This is a genomic window from Bradyrhizobium huanghuaihaiense (assembly GCF_025200885.1).
Lineage (GTDB): Bacteria > Pseudomonadota > Alphaproteobacteria > Rhizobiales > Xanthobacteraceae > Bradyrhizobium > Bradyrhizobium huanghuaihaiense.
In genome coordinates this window covers 8647146-8664910 of the sequence record NZ_CP104172.1, presented here as the reverse complement: position 1 = coordinate 8664910, position 17765 = coordinate 8647146, and the positions used below count along the sequence as shown (strand labels likewise).

Genomic DNA, 17765 nt, shown 5'->3' with positions numbered 1-17765 from the left:
TGCGCCACTATCGTCAGCTGGGCTTAGGAGCAAATGCATATGAGCAGGTGCTCGTTGTTCGTCCCCCTAGTTGCCGCTGCAAGCGCGTCTTGTATCGCGTGAAGCGTGGGCCCATTCTGGGACCGCTGTGTTGTCGGTTTACCTTCCTGCGAATCGGGGTTGCGGCCGGCTTGTCTGCAGCCTCAAAAATGGCTTAGCGATCATCGCTGGCTCGTTGGGCTCTTGCGACAGGCGCTATCTGTTGAGCAAATGATAGATCGGCAGCGACGGAACGCTGCGGCCGCTTCAGCGCTAAAAAGATGCTGTGGGCTCGGCGCGGTCAATGCGGCCAGCCCTCGCCCCCTTTGCAGAACAGAGCGCCCGATTCACTGCGCGATCGTCGAGCCCTCACTAGGCGGCTTGAGGGGTATGAAGATCGCTGCTCATTCCAAGATATGATAGCGGAAGAGGTGGGCAAAATAACCGACATTGTCAGTTTTGCTGCGTACGAACTTGCAGAAGGTTGAGGCTGGAGGTCAAACGCCATGCGAGGTTTGTCGTGTCCGAAACAGAAGCGAACGACGTTGTCGTAACCTCGGCAATAATTGTGAGTCGCGCCGAGCAAAGCAAGAGATCGTTGCACAAACGAACGTTACGCATCTGGTGTGCAACTTGCTTTGGAGAATTTGGATGGTGAGCAAGTGATGCAGGAGTAGAAAGATCGCCATGAGGGCAGAAGAGGTTGGAATTGATCAAGGAGGCTGCTCCGGACGCGAAAGTATCTATCGCTGAACTTCAGCGACGACAATCACTATGGCGCCCACTCATTTCATCTGCTTTGGCAAGCGCGAGTGGGAATCAGTAGCATCAATTGTTCGATGCGGCGTTTAATCGTAAGAGATTGTTGGGGGGAGCGCTGTGCTCGCACCTTGTCTCTTCTCAGATGAAGCCCATTGATCACAGGATAGGCGCATGAACCTAGAAACCGAATTCGAGCTTCCTCAACTTTATAGGCATCACGTCTTTGCCTGCAACACGCAGCGTCCGCCAACTCATCCGCACGGCAGCTGTGGAGCCTCCGGCGCGCAAGCCCTGTGGGATCGAATGGGCAAGGCAGTCGAAGCGCAAGGCCTCAACGATATTGGCTTGACGATGGCAGGCTGCCTCGGCTTTTGTAACTCTGGTCCTTTGATGGTCATCTATCCCGATGGAGTGTGGTATCGCGCGACCACGCCTGAGGACGTTGACGAAATCGTAAACTCCCACCTCAAGCAGGGCAAACGTGTCGACCGCCTTGTGATGGTGCTAAAGCGAAGCTAGGGACTTCGCTTACGGGCCACGTGCACGGGCTAGCAAGCATTGATGGCTTGTCCGCCCATGAGCTGCCGCTCGGAGCTCGGATCGTCTGAGGGGAGCGGATGCCTCATGCTCAGGGTCTGCGAACAGCAGTCATTGACCTTGGCGCGGCGTGCCGCCTTTTTCTCAGGCTCAATCGACAATGGCGCCTTTTGCAACGCGGACTAAACAAAAATATGAACACATGCTGGGCCGATCTGTTTGCGTACCGTCACTTCATGCCGCGCGATCCGTAGCTCACAGCGAGAGCAATGCTGCGAATGGCTCTCCCCGTCTCGTGAGATGACGCGTCCTTCGCGTCATCTCGCTCCCTGCTTGCACTGCGGAGGTTAAGGGAAACGCTCGATGAACTCGCCGCGTCCGGAATGATCAAACGGATTCCCCTCTCTGGTCCTGTTCTCGTGTCAGAACTTGTAAGTGACGCCGCCGCTGACGAGCCATGGATCGATATTGGCGCGCCCGGTGACGGCAATTGCATTGTTTACGGTCGCGGAGTACTCCGGCCGCAGCCACAGCTTCTTCACGTCAAAGTTGAGGCCCCAGTGGCGATCAAGCATGTAATCGAATCCGAATTGGACCGCCGCGCCGAATTGGTTACTGATGTGCAAATCCGTCACGGCAAGACCGGCGAGCGACGTATTGGCTGCCGATTGGTTGAAGAATGCCGTGTAGTTGATGCCCGCGCCGATATACGGCTTGAGCGCGCCGAAATCGGTGAAGTGATATTGCAGGGTCAGTGTTGGCGGCAACAGCCAGGCTTTGCCGATATCGAGCCCAGTGAGCGCGCCATTGCCGCTGATATGATGGCGGGTCACGCCGAGAATGAGTTCGGCGGCAACGTTTTTTGTAAAGAAATAGGTGATGTCGAGCTCGGGTACGGCTTGATTGCTGATCGAAAGCCCAGAACTTGGTGACGACAGCGAGGGCGCCCCGGCGATGCTAACTGAGCTGCCTGCGGTATCCGGCAAAACGCCAAGCACGCGCAGGCGGATCATCCATGGGTTGAAGGGTTCGATCGGAGGCGCTTTATAGTAGACCGGCGCCCGACCCAGATCCGCAGCCTGTACCGAAATGCTGGCCAACGAGGTCGCGAGCGCGAGGAGCGATGCCCTCGTCAGAACTGTCCTTTGTCTCATCGAATTCTCCATTCCAAAATTCGCGCGAAGAGCCGCGCGAGATCTCTGTCACACACGAGGTATGGCGGAGGATTTGATGCCGATCAAAATGGAAGCGGTCAGAGCGCAATTATGCCGCTAAGTTGCATAAGGATCACGGCCGCGAATCCTGGAGTGTCTGTTCTGATCGTTATTCAATTGAAGAAAGCCGAGTTTCTTCAAGAAACCGCCTCTCGGCCTGGTGCTCTCTGATCGAAATCCAGGCCGCGGATGTCATGTGCGATAAAGGCGGCAACTGTCGCGGCCTCTCGCAAGGGCGAGAATCGCGGCATTCGAGCGCAATATGGGCGATGCCCTCGCACACGGAGCAGCCACTCGCGCGGGTCATCTCACCGGAAGTCCGTATCGCCCATTGAAGGAAGCCGGAAGTAGGAAACGTCAGATTTGGCTTTTTTGATGGACTGGGGGACGCTCCTTCGCCTCCTCACGTCTGCGGACAACGCGTGCGGTTTTGCTTCGTGCAAGCATCCATCGAGATCATCTTGCGTGTTGCCGCCCAGCAGCGACAGCACGGGCTCATGATCGAATCCGGCACATCGTGCCCCGTCTACGTCGATCAGCGGTCGTCGTACAGGAGCGGATCGCTCACCATCAATGCGAGTGCGCTGCCGCGTCGATAGTATCGGCATTGACTTCGCCTGACTTGATACCCGCTGCAGCTCGGTTGAACCAGGAGGCGACGGGCATATTGCCGAAGAAGCCGCGTAATTCCTCCGCATCCCGTGGCCCCTTCAAGATGTCTTGGGCGATCACGTCGTGTCCGGCGGACTGCAGCGCTTGAATCTGACCCGCGTTAGTGGCGCAGCCGGGCTTCTGATAGAAGATGATTGTCGCCACGGCATACCTATGTGGGCGTGCTGAGCTGAACGATTGGCACGGCGCGGATACTTCGGTAGCCTGTTCAATTTCTTGCCGACCATCTCCAAAGTCAACGCACCAAGCGCCGTACCACGTATGCATCCTCGCCGCTGGTGCGCCAGGTTTTGGGCCCGACCGGCATATTCACTGTCGTCAAATCGGAGCAAGTTCCGTTCCACACCTGAAGGCATCGGAACAGGTCCCGCCGAATCAGCTTTTCGCGTTGATGGTTGTGCCCGTTGTCGGTTTTCTGACAGCCGCGCAGATCCTGTTACATCCAAAACAGGCAGGGTCTTACTCACCGGCTAGTTGGTTTTCAGAAACGTAATCAGAAGCTTGAGGAGCGCGGTCAAGCGCTGGCACGGCGGTTGCTAATAAGCGGCAGCAACACTGAGTGAGGGCTGAGTGCACGCCGACGCGTAAGACGAGCGATGTGCTCCTTCCCTTGAACCCGTGTGCCCCCGTTTCTGAGAAAGAAACAAGCTCGCGCGCAAGAAGCGCAACTTTTGGCAAATCGGTTGATGGAGAGCAACATGTCTTCACTGAGACAAATCGCGTTCTACGGAAAGGGCGGCATCGGCAAGTCGACCACTTCGCAGAACACGCTGGCGGCGCTGGCCGAGATGGGTCAGAAAATTCTGATTGTAGGGTGCGACCCGAAAGCGGACTCGACCCGCTTGATTCTGCACGCCAAGGCACAAGACACGATTTTGAGCCTTGCAGCGAGCGCTGGCAGCGTTGAAGACCTCGAGCTCGAGGACGTAATGAAGGTGGGCTACAAGGACATTCGCTGCGTGGAGTCCGGTGGTCCTGAGCCGGGTGTCGGCTGCGCCGGCCGCGGCGTCATCACCTCGATCAATTTCCTGGAGGAGAACGGCGCCTACGAGAACATTGACTATGTCTCATACGACGTGCTCGGCGACGTCGTTTGCGGTGGCTTTGCGATGCCAATCCGCGAGAACAAGGCGCAGGAAATCTATATCGTGATGTCCGGTGAGATGATGGCGATGTATGCCGCGAACAACATTTCCAAGGGCATCTTGAAATACGCGAACTCTGGCGGCGTACGGCTGGGCGGTCTGATCTGCAATGAGCGGCAGACCGACAAGGAGCTGGAACTGGCGGAAGCGTTGGCCAAAAAGCTAGGCACTCAGCTGATCTACTTCGTGCCCCGCGACAACGTGGTGCAGCATGCCGAGTTGCGCCGCATGACGGTGCTCGAATATGCACCCGATTCCAAGCAGGCCGATCACTATCGCAATCTTGCGACCAAGGTGCACAACAATGGCGGCAAAGGCATCATCCCGACCCCGATCTCCATGGACGAGCTCGAGGACATGCTGATGGAGCATGGCATTATGAAGCCTGTGGACGAATCCGTCATCGGCAAGACCGCCGCCGAACTCGCGGCCTCGTAAGGGTCGCGAGTCGCGGCCTTGTGCAGGCGCGCGACGGATGCCGGTCTCCCTCACCGCCCATCCCGGGGAGGCCGGCATTCTGATGATCGACCCTGACCAAAACCCGGATGTGGCGGGGGCAAACCTGACTATTGTGGAAACCCGCAGAATCATGTCCGAAGCGAACTTCCTTCAGTTGATGGCTGCTTGTGCCGATGATGCCAACAGCCGGATGCATAGGGGAATTGCAACCTACCGTCTACTCACCGGTGTGCCTCCTGCAGATGCCGATATTATCATTGACAGCAATCTGGATCGCCATGTCCTGGCGTCTATCCTGGCGGCTGCAACAATGGATGGTGGCTCCCTTCCCGAGAAGGCCGGCCTATCCGCCCTTGAACTGGCGGCCTTGCTGGAGCAGTACTTTCCCTCGCTTGAGATCAAGCTCGCGGAGCAGCTCTCGGTTTTCAAGTGCGAAGAGGACGAAGAGATTGCAATGCTGCGCGATCTCTTGCTTAAGCAGCGCTCGACGGAAGGGGATATCGGCCACTGGCTGGCTGCGATGATAGCGCGGCGCGCCATGGAGCCGGGCCATCTGTGGGAAGCTCTCGGCTTGCGCAATCGCGGCGAACTCTCTCGGCTGCTGAGCCGCCATTTCGCTCCGCTCGCCGCGCGCAATTTCAACAATATGCGCTGGAAGCGCTTCTTCTACCGCATGCTTTGTGAGAATGAAGGCCTCGTGATGTGCACAACACCCGTGTGCACGCAATGTGTCGACTTCAACCTCTGCTTCGGCGAAGAAAGCGGTGAGAGCCGGATGGCCGAGCGCCGGCGCGATTTTCTGTTGCAGGCGGCTCGGCCGATCGTTGCTGGCGACTGGCCATCTGAACCGCCACATGGGTCCGCGATCGCCCCGTCATCCGAGAAAGCCTCGCCGGATTTGGTAAGCCGCGCGGGAGGTTGCGGGCGCGGCTGACGCCGTTTCGATGCGAGCGAGTGACCATGTGTGCAAGGCGGCGGCGGGCCCCAAGTGTTCCGCGACAATTCTCGATATCCCGGCGCGCCGCAATTGCATTTGCGTTCGAAATCGGCGTGGCAACAGGCAAGGCGTCCGCTTCATGAGCCTGTCGCATTTGCGACAATCCATTTGCTGAAGAAGGTCGAGGACCGAAGCGTTAGCTTCGTCAGTGGGTTGCCTGGGACGACGGGCTGGCATGCTGGTTGCTGAAGCTTAGCTACGCTAAACAATGAGGAGCTCTCGCGTGATTGCCGCCTGCACCGCCAAATCGTCCTGGTCCGACCAGGTGCGCGCCAAGCCTATCGTGCTCAACGACACGACATTACGCGACGGCGAGCAGGCACCTGGCGTTGCGTTCACCACAGAGGAAAAGCTGGCGATCGCCCAGGCGCTGGCGCGGGCCGGAGTCACGGAGATCGAGGCGGGAACGCCGGCGATGGGCAGCGAGGAGATCGCCGCCATCCGCGCCATTGTCGAAGCAGATCTTCCGCTCACCACCATAGGCTGGTGCCGGATGCGGGAATCGGATGTCGACGCGGCGATCGAAGCAAAGGTGTCCATGATCAATATGTCGATCCCGACCTCCGACGTTCAGATCGCGGCCAAGCTAGGTGGACATCGCGACCTGGCGCTGGAACGGGTGAAGCGAGAGGTAGGCTATGCCTGTGAGCACGGACTTGAGGTCGCCGTCGGTGGTGAGGACTCCTCCCGCGCCGACATCGATTTTCTCATCAGACTGATGGCAACCGCAAAAGCCGCGGGCGCGCGTCGCTTTCGTATTGCAGATACGCTCAGCGTGCTCGATCCCGACGCAACCTACGCGCTGGTCAGGAGTTTGCGTGCGACCACCGATCTCGAACTCGAATTTCACGGTCACAATGATCTCGGACTCGCAACCGCCAACACGCTCTCCGCCATCAAGGCTGGCGCGAGCCACGCCTCAGTGACCGTCATCGGGCTGGGCGAGCGGGCCGGGAACGCACCGCTAGAGGAAATCGCGGTCGCACTCAAGCAGCTCTATGGGCGCGAAACCGGCGTCATACTCCCGCAGCTCGAGAACGTCGCCGCGGTGGTAGCAGCCGCGGCCGCACGTGCGATTCCTATGAACAAGGCGATCGTCGGAGAGCATGTATTTACGCACGAATCCGGCATTCATGTCGATGGCCTTTTGAAGGATCAACGCACCTATCAATCGCTTGATCCCATTTTGCTTGGCCGCTGCAACCGCTTTGTGATCGGCAAGCATTCCGGACTCGCGGCGATCACCGCGTTACTCGATGAACTGAAGCTCGTCGCCAGCGCCGATCAAGCCAGACAGATCCTGTCGCAAGTCCGCAAATATGCCATCGAGCACAAGCTGCCGGTTGAGCGCGAAACGGTGGCGGCGATCTGGCGCGACGTGTGCGGATGCCTGGCAACCCACCCCGCGTGAAAAGCCGTGTCCAGCAGCGTCTGGGTCGGCCAGTCGCAACAGACGCGCCGCAAGGATGGCGTCCGAGGTCGCTGATGGGCACGAACGGCGTCCAGCTTTCGCACGTCAGATTCCCTGGCGCGAACTCACCTCCAGATCTTACTTCCCATTCCGCCATACATGCTGTGATCTCCTACCCAATGGCGAGCCGTCTCCGGACTGCCAATCGGCGTCTTCTCGCGCGGCTGATCTCCGGTCCGGCGACCGTCCTGACGAGCGTCAACCTCGATCGTGGTTTGGCCATTGTTCCCGGATCTTCATCGGGGCTGACGTCGTCACCGGTGGACCTGTCGATCTGGGCTCTGGGCAGCGAAGTTGAGGGTACCGCTTTCCTGGGTCTGGCTTTGGCGATGCGCACCAGCTGTGCGAGGCGTGACGGCGGCAGTCAACAGGCGCCACCCCATCTCATTGTCCGAAGGAGAATTTTCGATGATCAATCCATCCCCGGCAGCCGGTATCCTGGATCGGCTCAGCAAGGCCTCGTCGGCAGAGGATTTTTTTTCGCTGCTTGGCGTCGATTACGACCCTAAAATCGTGAATGTCGCGCGCCTTCACATCTTAAAGCGCATGGGACAATATTTTGCCAAAGAGCAATTTACTGGTGCCGCAGAGTCGGAAATCAGAGCTCGATGCAAGGCGATGCTGGAGCAGGCCTATGCCGATTTCGTGGCATCGTCACCGATCGACCAGCGAGTGTTCAAGGTTTTGAAGGATGCCGTCGCAGACCCTAAGAAGGCCGCGGCCTTTGTCCCGTTGAGCGAGCTGAAGTGATCTCGCGCTCCACTGCAAGCAAGGTTTGCCCGACGGGGCGCGGTGGCAACCCGATGTGGGGCCTTCGTCGTTATCAGGGTCAACTCTCTGCAGCGATCACCCGAGCGGCGCCTGTCGTATTCCCGACCCATGTATGGACTGGTCGTGTCCACGGTATCAGCGGCAATTTCAAGTGTCTGCCAAACCATTACTTTCGACAGACTTTCAATGGTTTTTGCAACTGGTACGACACTTGCTGTTGTCCTGCCGATCCGATCATCGATGTCGACCGATGGTAGTCGTCCGTGATGAGAGTGAAGGAAGACCCATGATGCTGCTTTTAGTGCCTGCCGAGCGCTGCGCCATCATCTCGTGGCCTACGATCGCGCCAAGTCCGTTCGAAACGGTCTTTGACGCGATCGAAGCTCCGTATCGACGGTGAGATGGTGGTCAATGGATAAGTCGTCCGTTCGCGCTATACCTGGAGAGGGTATGCACAGCACTGTCCACATCAAACCGGCTCCCGATTCCGCTCAGATTTGTATCCATCTCATGGCGGATAGCAACATGCGTCAGGAAGAGGGCCAGCGTCGGTCCATACGGGTTGTTGGCACTGGAGGCTCGGCATGGATTGCGTGACAGGTACGCTGACAAGATCGACCTCGTCGTCACAGTCAATGTGGAGCCGCTGGGCCGAAAGTGAGGCGCAGGTATTGCGCAGCGAACGGACTAGCCAACTCAGGCATGAAAGCGACCGGTCAGAATCACCGCGGCGCCTTGGCCGCCGCGGTGGCGCTCGTCGAATCCGGCGCGCAAGAGAGTCCAGTGTGGAAGACCTCTCCAAATTCGGCCGGACCGGTACGTCTATCGCGACGACGCGTCTTGTTGGGCCGCCGGGTCGGACCAAGAAGACGAGGCAGAAGCAGCAGGCCACTTGCTGACCAAAAGTGATCTTCAGTGAACGAAGCTAAAAAGCAAACCTGTGGCGCGGGGCGCATCTACCTTTGAGGGAAATTTAGAGTATGAGCAATGTCACCAAAACGGTCCTGCCGGCGGCGGCCGGCCGCGCAGTAGCCAAAAAAGAACTGCCGGAGCACTTCAAGGCGTACAAGCACGTCTGGGTCTTCGTCGAGCTGGAGCGCAGCCAGGTTCATCCTGTTTCCTGGGAGCTCATGGGTGCGGGGCGCAGGCTTGCCGATAGGCTAAAGGTGAATCTTGCCGCTGTCGTTATCGGTCCGGAGGGGCAGCACACACGTAACGCCGCGCTTGAAGCTTTTTGCTATGGCGCCGATTTGGCCTATCTCGTGAGCGATAATGTTTTGTCAGATTACCGCAACGAATCCTATACCAAAGCGCTAACCGAACTCGTCAACGCCTACAAGCCCGAGATACTACTGTTGGGGGCGACGACGCTCGGCCGCGATCTCGCAGGTTCCGTGGCGACGACCCTGTCGACGGGGCTCACTGCCGACTGCACCGCGCTGGACGTCGACGCCGATGGTTCGCTTGCGGCAACGCGTCCGACCTTTGGCGGCTCGCTGCTCTGCACGATCTATACCTTGAATTATCGACCGCAAATGGCAACCGTCCGCCCGCGGGTCATGCCGATGCCTGAGCGTGTCGTACGCGATGCTGCTCGTATCATCGTCCATCCGCTCGGCCTTGTCGAAGACGATATTGTCACAAAAGTATTGTCGTTCCTACCCGACCGCGATGCAGAAACCTCCAATCTGGCCTATGCCGATGTCGTGGTTGCGGGCGGCCTGGGCCTGGGATCGCCTGAGAACTTTCGGCTGGTGCGCGAGCTTGCAACTCTGCTTGGCGCTGAATATGGCTGCTCGCGTCCTCTGGTGCAGAAGGGGTGGGTTACGTCTGACCGGCAAATCGGCCAGACGGGCAAAACCATCCGGCCAAAACTCTATATTGCCGCCGGCATTTCCGGTGCGATCCAGCACCGGGTTGGCGTGGAGGGCGCGGATCTGATCGTCGCCGTCAATACTGACAAGAACGCTCCGATCTTCGACTTCGCCCATCTCGCGATCGTCAGTGACGCCATCCAATTGCTACCGGCGCTGACGGCCGCATTTCGCGCCCGGCTTTTGCCGAATTCGCGCGCCCGGATCGCGGTCTAGAGGAGATGATGATGATTGAGGAGAGATTCGATGCGATCGTGGTCGGAGCCGGTATGGCCGGCAACGCGGCGGCATTGACCATGGCCAAACGCGGCATGAAAGTGCTGCAGCTCGAGCGGGGCGAATATCCTGGATCGAAGAATGTGCAGGGCGCCATCCTCTATGCCGACATGATGGAAAAGCTGGTCCCCGAGTTTCGACAGGAGGCGCCCCTCGAGCGTCACCTGATTGAGCAGCGGTTCTGGATGATGGACGATCGCTCCCATGTCGGCATGCATTACCGTTCAGACGACTTCAACGAGGAACGGCCGAACCGTTACACGATTATACGGGCCCAGTTTGACAAATGGTTCTCTTCCAAGGTGCGGGAGGCTGGCGCGACCGTGCTGTGCGAGACGACCGTCACCGAGCTCGTCCGGGACGAGTGTGAAAGGATCGTCGGTGTTCGTACAGATCGCCGAGACGGCGAAATACATGCCGACGTCATCGTGCTGGCTGAGGGGGTCAATGGTCTGCTCGGGACGCGCGCGGGCCTGCGCGCGCGGCCGAGACCCGACAACGTCGCGCTCGCGGTGAAGGAGATGCACTTCTTGCCTCGCGAGACTATCGAGGCGCGCTTCAATCTCAAGGGCGATGAAGGCGTCGTGATCGAGGCGGCCGGTACCATTTCCCGCGGCATGACCGGGATGGGCTTCATCTATGCCAACAAAGAGTGCATTTCGCTCGGCATCGGTTGTCTCGTTGCCGACTTCCAGCGCACGGGCCAGACGCCCTACGGCCTTCTCGATCAATTCAAGAGGCATCCCTCTGTGGCGCCCCTGATAGCAGGGTCCGAAGTCAAGGAATATTCGGCGCATCTCATTCCTGAAGGCGGGTACAAGTCGATCCCGCAGCTTTATGGCGAAGGCTGGGTCGTAGTGGGCGATGCGGCCCAACTCAACAATGCCATTCATCGAGAGGGCTCCAATCTCGCCATGACTTCCGGCCGCATCGCCGCCGAAGCGATAGGTTTGGTGAAATCGCGCGGCGAGCCGATGAGTGCGACAAATCTGGCGATCTACAAGAAGATGCTGGACGACTCCTTCGTCATCAAAGATCTCAAGAAGTACAAGGATTTGCCGCCCCTGATGCACACGCACTCACAAAACTTCTTTCTCACCTATCCGCAGCTCATCTCCAAGGCGATGCAAAACTTTGTGCGCGTCGATGGGACGCCCAAGGCTGAGAAGGAAAAGGCGACCCTGAAATCCTTTGCCAAGGCGAGGTCATGGACAGGTCTGTTCGGCGATGCTTATCGTTTTGCACGGGCCTGGCGCTGACCGCGACAGCGTGAAGGCCAACAATGGAAGGTGAAAGCATGAATGTCGAACCCCAAATGCGCGTCGAAGACAAGCTGTATTACAACCGCTATCTTGTCGACATCGGTCATCCTCACGTCAAGGTCCGTGCGCACACGACGCCATCACCGCAGCTACTTGCACTTTTGAAAGCCTGCCCCGCGCGATGTTATGAGCTCAATGACGACGGCCAAGTCGAGATAACAGTTGACGGCTGCATCGAGTGCGGTACCTGCCGCGTGATCGCCGAGCCCACCGGCGATATCGAATGGAGCCATCCGCGCGGCGGATACGGGGTGCTGTTCAAGTTCGGGTGATCGTGTAACAAAGGGCCGTGGTGCGATCGAGCGTTAGGCGACAGGATCTCACAGCATGTGTGTTGGCGCATTCCGCGTCAGTTGCACGGAGCCTCGAATTCGAGCAAGACGCTCTTCATGCGGATGCTGCGCAAGAGGTGACTTGCAGATGTCCCGCTCATTCGGGAGCCGCGAAGGACTGGTTGTGGAGTCACTGAGTGGCGCCACAACGCAGTCGCTCGGATGGCAGAAGGATCAGCCCCTCGCCTGAGAGGGGTCGGGTCCAGCGGCCTCGATTGCGATCGCCACTGACTGCATGATTGCGGCAAAGCGCACGGCGGTCTGGATCACTTCGGAACTGACGCCCGCGACTCTCAGTGTCTTCTCATGGGCATCGATGCAAGCACCGCAGCCGTTTATGGCGGAGACCGCAAGCGACCACAGCTCGAAATCGGACTTGTCGACGCCCGGATTGCCGATCACGTTCATACGAAGCCTTGGCGGCATCGTCTTGTATTTCGGGTTGGAAACGAGGTGAGCGAAACGGTAGTAGACGTTGTTCATTGCCATCACGGAGGCTGCGGCTTTTGCTGCGGCGATCGCCACAGATGTCATCACGGCGGCGGCAGCCGATTCAACCGCTGCGATCAGGGCTGCATTGCGGGTCGCCATCGCGCTCGCAAGCAGCAGCCCGTATTTTTGCTGTGGCGAAAGCGTCTCATCGGCCACCAGGGAGGTCAAGTTAAGCCTGACGTCCTTCGCGAAATCGGGAATGCTGTCGCTTAGTTGTTCGATCGACGACATGCTGCCTCAAGCAACCTTCAAGGTTTCGCCGCCGATTTCGCGGTTGCAGGGACAGAGCTCGTCGGTTTGCAGCGCGTCCAAAACGCGGAGCGTGTCCTTAGGGCTGCGGCCGACACTGAGATTGGTCGCATAGACGTGCTGGATTGTATTTTGGGGGTCAACAATGAAGGTGTAACGATAGGCAACCCCTTCGGGTGAACGCACGCCAAGACCATCGACGAGCGTTCCCTTTGTGTCGGCAAACTGCCAGATTGGCAGATTGTGCAGGTCGACATGTGAACGCCGCCAAGCGAGCTTGCAGAACTCGTTGTCAGTCGAACCACCGAGTACAACCGCATCGCGGTCGGCGAATTCTTTGGAAAGCCGGGCAAACTCAGCGATCTCTGTCGGGCAGACGAAGGTAAAATCCTTGGGATAGAAGAAGATGATCTTCCATTTGTCTGCAAAGCTCGCTTCGGTCAGCGTCTCGAATGCACTCTGTCCTCCTTCTTCCTGCGCTTGGAAACCGGGCTTCACGCCTGTGACTTCGAAGGGCGGCAACTGACTTCCAATTCCGAGCATGCTGTCCTCACAAATTTGCTTTTTGTAGATCGTGACTTCACTGATGAAGCAAGCTATATGCCATCCGTTCTTGCGAGCGGATTCCAGTGGCGTTAATACAGGCATGCTCGCGCGCCGGCTGATCAACGCTAAGTTATGAAATCAGTAGCCAAGCGCTTCGCTCCAACGATTCACTATCACAAGGCAGCAGCGTGCCAACGCCCTCTGAGGGTTCCCCAGTCGGCAAGGCAGTTTCTTCGGAACGCTGTCAGGACTGGTACGCCTCGGGTGATCGCGTCAACGAATTCGGTGCGCAGGCCCCCGCGAGCTGCTTCTTGTTTGGCGAATCTGTTGATCATAAGGAGATCGATCTTGTTGCGAAGTGCCTGAGAGACGACAGCTGCGGCCTTGGCAAGCCCATCTCTGTCGAGATGACGGACATAGCTCCGCTGCCGTGTGGCCGGGAATCGGGATCTCTTGTCCCGGCGCAACGTCGATTGCGAGCATGACGTGCGTGACATTTGCGCGCCTCGAGTGTCGCTGCACGATGCCGTCCATGCGAGGCCTTGCTGCGCGATATCCTGAGCGAAATCGGCGAGTAGCGTATCGACATCGTCTTTTGCACGGTAACACTTGCCCCCACACTATTCGGATCTACCTCATCCAGATTATCGATCACGGCTGGAATCCTGTTGATGTGTTTCGCGTATCAGGGCATAGCTGTTGAACGTTCTCATGAGGGTTGTGGCGCGCGTTGCAAGCACGGCTCGGCAGCCGCGAGCGGAACGGCGCGCGCGACCTCGGCGAATATGTCCGCTCCATTGCTGAGCCGTAACGCATCAAAGGACCGGCGCGTGATGCGCGCCAAAAGCGGCACGCCAGAACGGCCAGTTTCAACAGTCAGAACCAAGGTGACCTCAGCCTCGTCGAACGGCAGAGAGGCTTTGATGCGTGCCGGAAATACGTTGAGGATAGAGCTTGCACGCGGGCGCTCACACGCGACGCTGACGTCGCCGGCTGCGATGCGGACCCGCAGCTGCGCCCCCGGTCTAAGCGGCACTCCAGGTATCAGAAGGCGTGCCCCGGAGCATGATCAGCCCATAGCGTCAGTCATAGCCGCCGACCACGGTATCAAGGCAGACTGTCGCGTCGCGGCGCCGGGCAGGCGCCGGATCGCTCTGAACGACATTGAGCGGCCCGGCCGCAGTCACGACGCCATCTTTCATCATGACAAGATGATCGGCAAAACGCTCAATATCAGCGATGTCATAGCTGATGTAGATCATCGGCACTAGGAGCGTTTCCCGCAGGCGCTCAAGAAATGGCAGGATCTCGCATTTGGCGGAGCGGTCGAGCACAATGAGCGGATCATCCAGCAAAAGCAGCCTAGGCTGTCTTAAGAGCGCGCCGCCAAGCGCAAGTCGCTGTCGCTCTGCCGCGGAAAGATGCGATGGCGAACGCTCGAGCAGCGGCCTCAAGGCGAGCAATTCGACCACACCATCAAAATCGATCAGTGTCGGTGTCGATTTTGACGCGTTATATAGAAGGGTGCGCCGTACAGACCAAAGAGAAAAATAAGTTGGTAGCTAGAACACATATGCGACGGGACGTAGATGAGACAGCCGAAATGTCGCCTCATCCTGCCAAATCTCTCCATCGACCGCACAAAATGCGTTCGGCAGACGCTGCACGCCTGCGATGCAGCGCGCGAGTGTGGTCTTGCCGCACCCGGGCGGACCAAAAATCGCTGTGACGCCTTTGGCTGGTATGCTGAATTGCGCATCTAGCGGAATGTTTGCGAGAGATCCGTTGAACGCAACCTCTATATAGCCCGTTTTTGCTTTTCTCATGAACCTGCGCCGGTGCGGTATCTTCCGATCCAAGTCACGAGCACAATCACTGCAATGAAGATCATGACCATGCCTCCGACAATCCTGTCCGTGCCGCTCCAGCACGGCGTCTCTGCTCGCTTGAGGGCATAAGGTGCGGCGGCGAACTGCAGAACGGTGTTGAGACCAGGGGCTTCTTGAGCATCTCCCAGCCGCGAGGATTGTGACAATCGCACGCTGCCCGGTGCGCTTGCCAATGAGACATCGCGCCTTCTAGCAACGCGACGTTTTAGCCTGCTTGGCAGAGCCGAAGGCTTCTGCGGAATGTCCAAATGGCGCGGCTTGAGAGGTTTGACGGTAAACATGTCGGCTCACGCCAGAGCTGAATACTGGCTCGGGATCGGAAATCCGCATCAAGCATCCCACAGTGTTGGTAGCCGATTTGAAGCTTGCGCCGGTCGCCATAGTCGTGGGCTCTGCATTCTCGAGTGCGAGCAGTATCAAAGCCAGATCGATCAGGATGAACCGGATAGGAACTCCGGCTCCGCCGTCGCAACTGGTTGATCCCTACCCAGCAATCCGCGTGCCGTTTCAATGAATATCTGCCCGTCTAAGGGCCGGGGAGGCTTTGTATCGGTCTCCAGCCGGCCTAAATCGCCGCATGTTATTGTAGGGCTTTGGACGCTCGCGTCACCAACCGCACTGCAGGAGCTACGAGATGGAAGCGAAGAAGATCGATCGCCTCTTGTATTGGACATAGTGCTTTGGCGAACATGCGGCCGTAAAACTCAATGATGCACAAGTCCATGCCATCCGATCTGGCGAACCTTCGGGTGGTGCGCGGAGGAGAAGGTCGGCTGCCCGCGCATAAAAAAAGCTGATGTGAGATGATATGCTGTGCCCCGCGAGCTACGGGAGAACGTCTTCCTGGCAGCACCGGTTGCGGGCGCATCTCAGGCGTGCAGGGCCTTTGTTGCAACGCGAGATGACCCGGGATTGAGCTGTCCAAGATGGACAATTTTACAGGCCCCTAAGGAATTCCTGCGTCAGCGACGAACGGCTTGGGGCTCGAGGCTCGCAACTACTGCCTGCTGAATGCTCCAGCTTGGACCGTGATATCGCCTGATTTCGCTGCGGCAGCGCTATCTTCCTCGGCCATCACAACGTAGCGTGTCGCTATGGTGAAGGGCTATTTGTCTAAGGAGGGCTTTGGGGTTGCAATGGTCCGCGTTAGCAGTATCGGGTAATCGATCTTTGGCAGCCGCCCGGTGAGCGAATTCAGAAACGCGACAATCTCGTCAGCTTCTTCATCACTGAGCTTTGCGCCAAGCTGAACCTCACTCATCACGCCAACCGCTTGCTTAAGACTCCAAACCTGACCAGAATGGAAGTAAGGAGGGCGCAATGCGACGTTCCGCAATGGTGCCGAGCGGAAAACGTACTCGTCCCCGAGATCCTTGGTGACGGCAAAGCGACCCTTGTCCTCCCTTGGAAGCAGGCTTTCGGCGGGCCTTTTAATTATGCCGAACGGGAAGTATTCTTGTCCACCGACGTTGATTCCGTTGTGGCAAGAGGAGCATCCCTTTGCGATGAATAGCTTTAGTCCGGCTTTCTGCTGATCAGTGAGAGCATATTCATCGCCCTCGAGGTACTGATCGAACGGGGCGGCGGGAGTAATCAAGGTCGCCTCGAAAGCCGCGATGGCCTTGGCGAAATTGTCAAAGGTAATTGGCGCCGCATCGTTGGGAAAAGCCTTACTGAACATAGCGACATAATCGGTCATCGAATTCAATGTTCTGAGCACGCGATCGGGCGTCGCATTCATTTCGACGCTGGCCTGGACAGGGCCTGCGGCCTGCGCCTTAAGATCTGCCGCGCGCCCATCCCAGAACTGCGCCACGTTGAAGACTGCGTTATAGACTGTTGGCGCACGACGTGATCCCAGCTGCCAGCGATGACCAATCGACGTCGGGCCGGCATCTACCCCACCTGTCCCAAGGTTATGACACGTGTTGCAGCTAATAACCCCGCTCGCCGATAGCCTCGGATCGAAAAACAAGAATTTGCCGAGTGTGACCTTTTCATGGGTGATAGGATTGTCCTTCAACGCTGGAACGACAGAGGGAATCGGCTTGAAAATCCGCTTGGCGGCGCTCATCAAATCCTCATTGGCGCCTGCTCCTGGCGAAACCAGAATGGCTGCGGCCACAACACTTAACCTGCCGACCCTGGAAAACTCGCGTACCGCTAATGTCCTCATGTGAAGTCTCGCTTTTCTCCTAGATCGTGGAATCGCGAATATAGCGCTCGGTCCTAGAAAGTCCTGTCGCAGTCAACGGGGAGTGGTGTCTTTCCGTGTTCCGGCTAGGCTGCAGCCAGGCTGACGCTCTGCCGGTGTTATTAGCAACCGGCGTGCCAGAGTTGCCCCGAAAGCTAGCCGCTCGGCTCAATGTCGAAGCTGCTGAGCCGGTTCAGGCAATTGCGCACCGTCAATAGCAGTAGGCCGCTTGAGGCTGTCGAATCGATGGTACGTGACAGTTGCGACAATCACCATTCCGGCCACGGTATCCTGGCCTGTCGATCCAAACCTCTGTGCTTCTCGTAAACCCATCGTACCGAACTCTTTGACTCTGAAAATCGGATCGCGAACAAAACGAGCTGCATTGACGCAGCTTGTTGCTGATCGTCTCGATGCGTGCCCTTTTGCGGCTTCAACCGTTTCAAGGCTAAGCGTCATCCACCAACATCGGTGACGTTCCTACCCCGGGGGCAGCCGGTCAGGCGTGCAGTTGTCGGGAGTTCGTCCTACTGCGCCAAATGAGG

At 58.0% G+C, this 17765-nt stretch carries 16 protein-coding genes and 1 pseudogene; 8 read left to right on the top strand and 9 right to left on the bottom strand.

Features of this window, described 5'->3' with window-relative positions; genetic code table 11:
* The first annotated feature begins 951 nt into the window (after positions 1–951).
* Complete coding sequence (locus tag N2603_RS40440) at positions 952–1299, top strand: (2Fe-2S) ferredoxin domain-containing protein (RefSeq protein WP_260386576.1); 348 nt, start codon at positions 952–954, stop codon at positions 1297–1299.
* A gap of 440 nt (positions 1300–1739) precedes the next feature.
* Here N2603_RS40440 and N2603_RS40435 read toward each other — a convergent pair whose 3' ends face one another.
* Both N2603_RS40435 and N2603_RS44845 read right to left on the bottom strand, forming a co-directional pair.
* Complete coding sequence (locus N2603_RS40435) at positions 1740–2471, bottom strand: OmpW/AlkL family protein (protein WP_260386575.1); 732 nt, start codon at positions 2469–2471, stop codon at positions 1740–1742.
* 630 nt (positions 2472–3101) lie between these two features.
* Positions 3102–3347, bottom strand: a complete 246-nt coding sequence (locus N2603_RS44845; RefSeq protein ID WP_311740855.1) for a thioredoxin domain-containing protein — start codon at positions 3345–3347, stop codon at positions 3102–3104.
* Between the two features lie 554 nt (positions 3348–3901).
* On the opposite strand from N2603_RS44845, the gene nifH reads away from it, so the two are divergent.
* The 7 genes from nifH to N2603_RS40395 all read left to right on the top strand — a co-directional run bounded on the left by nifH (position 3902) and on the right by N2603_RS40395 (position 11790).
* Positions 3902–4786, top strand: a complete 885-nt coding sequence (gene nifH, locus N2603_RS40425) for a nitrogenase iron protein (RefSeq protein ID WP_260424386.1) — start codon at positions 3902–3904, stop codon at positions 4784–4786.
* Positions 4787–4937: 151 nt separating this feature from the next.
* Entirely contained in the window at positions 4938–5741 is an 804-nt protein-coding gene (locus N2603_RS40420) for a nitrogen fixation protein NifQ (RefSeq protein WP_260424385.1), read from the top strand.
* 286 nt (positions 5742–6027) lie between these two features.
* Positions 6028–7215 (top strand): homocitrate synthase, encoded by a 1188-nt coding sequence (gene nifV, locus N2603_RS40415; RefSeq protein ID WP_260386574.1) that lies wholly within the window; start codon positions 6028–6030, stop codon positions 7213–7215.
* A 468-nt stretch (positions 7216–7683) separates the two neighbouring features.
* Positions 7684–8025 (top strand): nitrogenase stabilizing/protective protein NifW, encoded by a 342-nt coding sequence (gene nifW, locus N2603_RS40410; protein ID WP_260386573.1) that lies wholly within the window; start codon positions 7684–7686, stop codon positions 8023–8025.
* Between the two features lie 1001 nt (positions 8026–9026).
* The gene (locus tag N2603_RS40405; RefSeq protein WP_260386572.1) at positions 9027–10136 is read left to right on the top strand and encodes an electron transfer flavoprotein subunit alpha/FixB family protein; all 1110 of its coding nucleotides are present in this window, start codon (positions 9027–9029) and stop codon (positions 10134–10136) included.
* An 11-nt stretch (positions 10137–10147) separates the two neighbouring features.
* The gene (locus N2603_RS40400; RefSeq protein ID WP_260386571.1) at positions 10148–11455 is read left to right on the top strand and encodes an FAD-dependent oxidoreductase; all 1308 of its coding nucleotides are present in this window, start codon (positions 10148–10150) and stop codon (positions 11453–11455) included.
* A 38-nt stretch (positions 11456–11493) separates the two neighbouring features.
* Entirely contained in the window at positions 11494–11790 is a 297-nt protein-coding gene (locus N2603_RS40395; protein ID WP_260424384.1) for a ferredoxin family protein, read from the top strand.
* Between the two features lie 234 nt (positions 11791–12024).
* Here the strand turns inward: N2603_RS40395 and ahpD are convergent, their stop codons facing one another.
* The 7 genes and pseudogenes from ahpD to N2603_RS40365 form a co-directional block, all read right to left on the bottom strand.
* Complete coding sequence (gene ahpD, locus N2603_RS40390) at positions 12025–12573, bottom strand: alkylhydroperoxidase, AhpD family (RefSeq protein ID WP_260386570.1); 549 nt, start codon at positions 12571–12573, stop codon at positions 12025–12027.
* A 6-nt stretch (positions 12574–12579) separates the two neighbouring features.
* Positions 12580–13134 (bottom strand): peroxiredoxin, encoded by a 555-nt coding sequence (locus N2603_RS40385; protein ID WP_260424383.1) that lies wholly within the window; start codon positions 13132–13134, stop codon positions 12580–12582.
* 176 nt (positions 13135–13310) lie between these two features.
* Positions 13311–13691 (bottom strand): DUF2478 domain-containing protein, encoded by a 381-nt coding sequence (locus N2603_RS45155; protein WP_425249023.1) that lies wholly within the window; start codon positions 13689–13691, stop codon positions 13311–13313.
* 155 nt (positions 13692–13846) lie between these two features.
* Positions 13847–14963: pseudogene (gene modC, locus N2603_RS45150) on the bottom strand (molybdenum ABC transporter ATP-binding protein).
* The gene (locus N2603_RS40375) at positions 14960–15307 is read right to left on the bottom strand and encodes a hypothetical protein (protein WP_260386569.1); all 348 of its coding nucleotides are present in this window, start codon (positions 15305–15307) and stop codon (positions 14960–14962) included. Before N2603_RS40375 ends, modC begins: the two are co-directional and overlap by 4 nt.
* Before the next feature lie 824 nt (positions 15308–16131).
* Entirely contained in the window at positions 16132–17202 is a 1071-nt protein-coding gene (locus N2603_RS40370) for a cytochrome-c peroxidase (protein ID WP_311740850.1), read from the bottom strand.
* A 186-nt stretch (positions 17203–17388) separates the two neighbouring features.
* Positions 17389–17679, bottom strand: coding sequence for a hypothetical protein (locus N2603_RS40365; RefSeq protein ID WP_260386568.1), 291 nt, complete (start codon positions 17677–17679; stop codon positions 17389–17391).
* Positions 17680–17765 lie beyond the last annotated feature (86 nt).

Bases quoted from the DNA above. Each gene is read 5' to 3' on its own strand.
- N2603_RS40440 (WP_260386576.1), top strand. From the start codon at position 952: ATGAACCTAGAAACCGAATTCGAGCTTCCTCAACTTTATAGGCATCAC.
- N2603_RS40435 (WP_260386575.1), bottom strand. From the start codon at position 2,471: ATGAGACAAAGGACAGTTCTGACGAGGGCATCGCTCCTCGCGCTCGCG.
- nifH (WP_260424386.1), top strand. From the start codon at position 3,902: ATGTCTTCACTGAGACAAATCGCGTTCTACGGAAAGGGCGGCATCGGC.
- N2603_RS40420 (WP_260424385.1), top strand. From the start codon at position 4,938: ATGTCCGAAGCGAACTTCCTTCAGTTGATGGCTGCTTGTGCCGATGAT.
- nifW (WP_260386573.1), top strand. From the start codon at position 7,684: ATGATCAATCCATCCCCGGCAGCCGGTATCCTGGATCGGCTCAGCAAG.
- N2603_RS40405 (WP_260386572.1), top strand. From the start codon at position 9,027: ATGAGCAATGTCACCAAAACGGTCCTGCCGGCGGCGGCCGGCCGCGCA.
- N2603_RS40400 (WP_260386571.1), top strand. From the start codon at position 10,148: ATGATTGAGGAGAGATTCGATGCGATCGTGGTCGGAGCCGGTATGGCC.
- N2603_RS40395 (WP_260424384.1), top strand. From the start codon at position 11,494: ATGAATGTCGAACCCCAAATGCGCGTCGAAGACAAGCTGTATTACAAC.
- ahpD (WP_260386570.1), bottom strand. From the start codon at position 12,573: ATGTCGTCGATCGAACAACTAAGCGACAGCATTCCCGATTTCGCGAAG.
- N2603_RS40385 (WP_260424383.1), bottom strand. From the start codon at position 13,134: ATGCTCGGAATTGGAAGTCAGTTGCCGCCCTTCGAAGTCACAGGCGTG.
- N2603_RS40375 (WP_260386569.1), bottom strand. From the start codon at position 15,307: ATGTTTACCGTCAAACCTCTCAAGCCGCGCCATTTGGACATTCCGCAG.
- N2603_RS40370 (WP_311740850.1), bottom strand. From the start codon at position 17,202: ATGAGGACATTAGCGGTACGCGAGTTTTCCAGGGTCGGCAGGTTAAGT.
- N2603_RS40365 (WP_260386568.1), bottom strand. From the start codon at position 17,679: ATGACGCTTAGCCTTGAAACGGTTGAAGCCGCAAAAGGGCACGCATCG.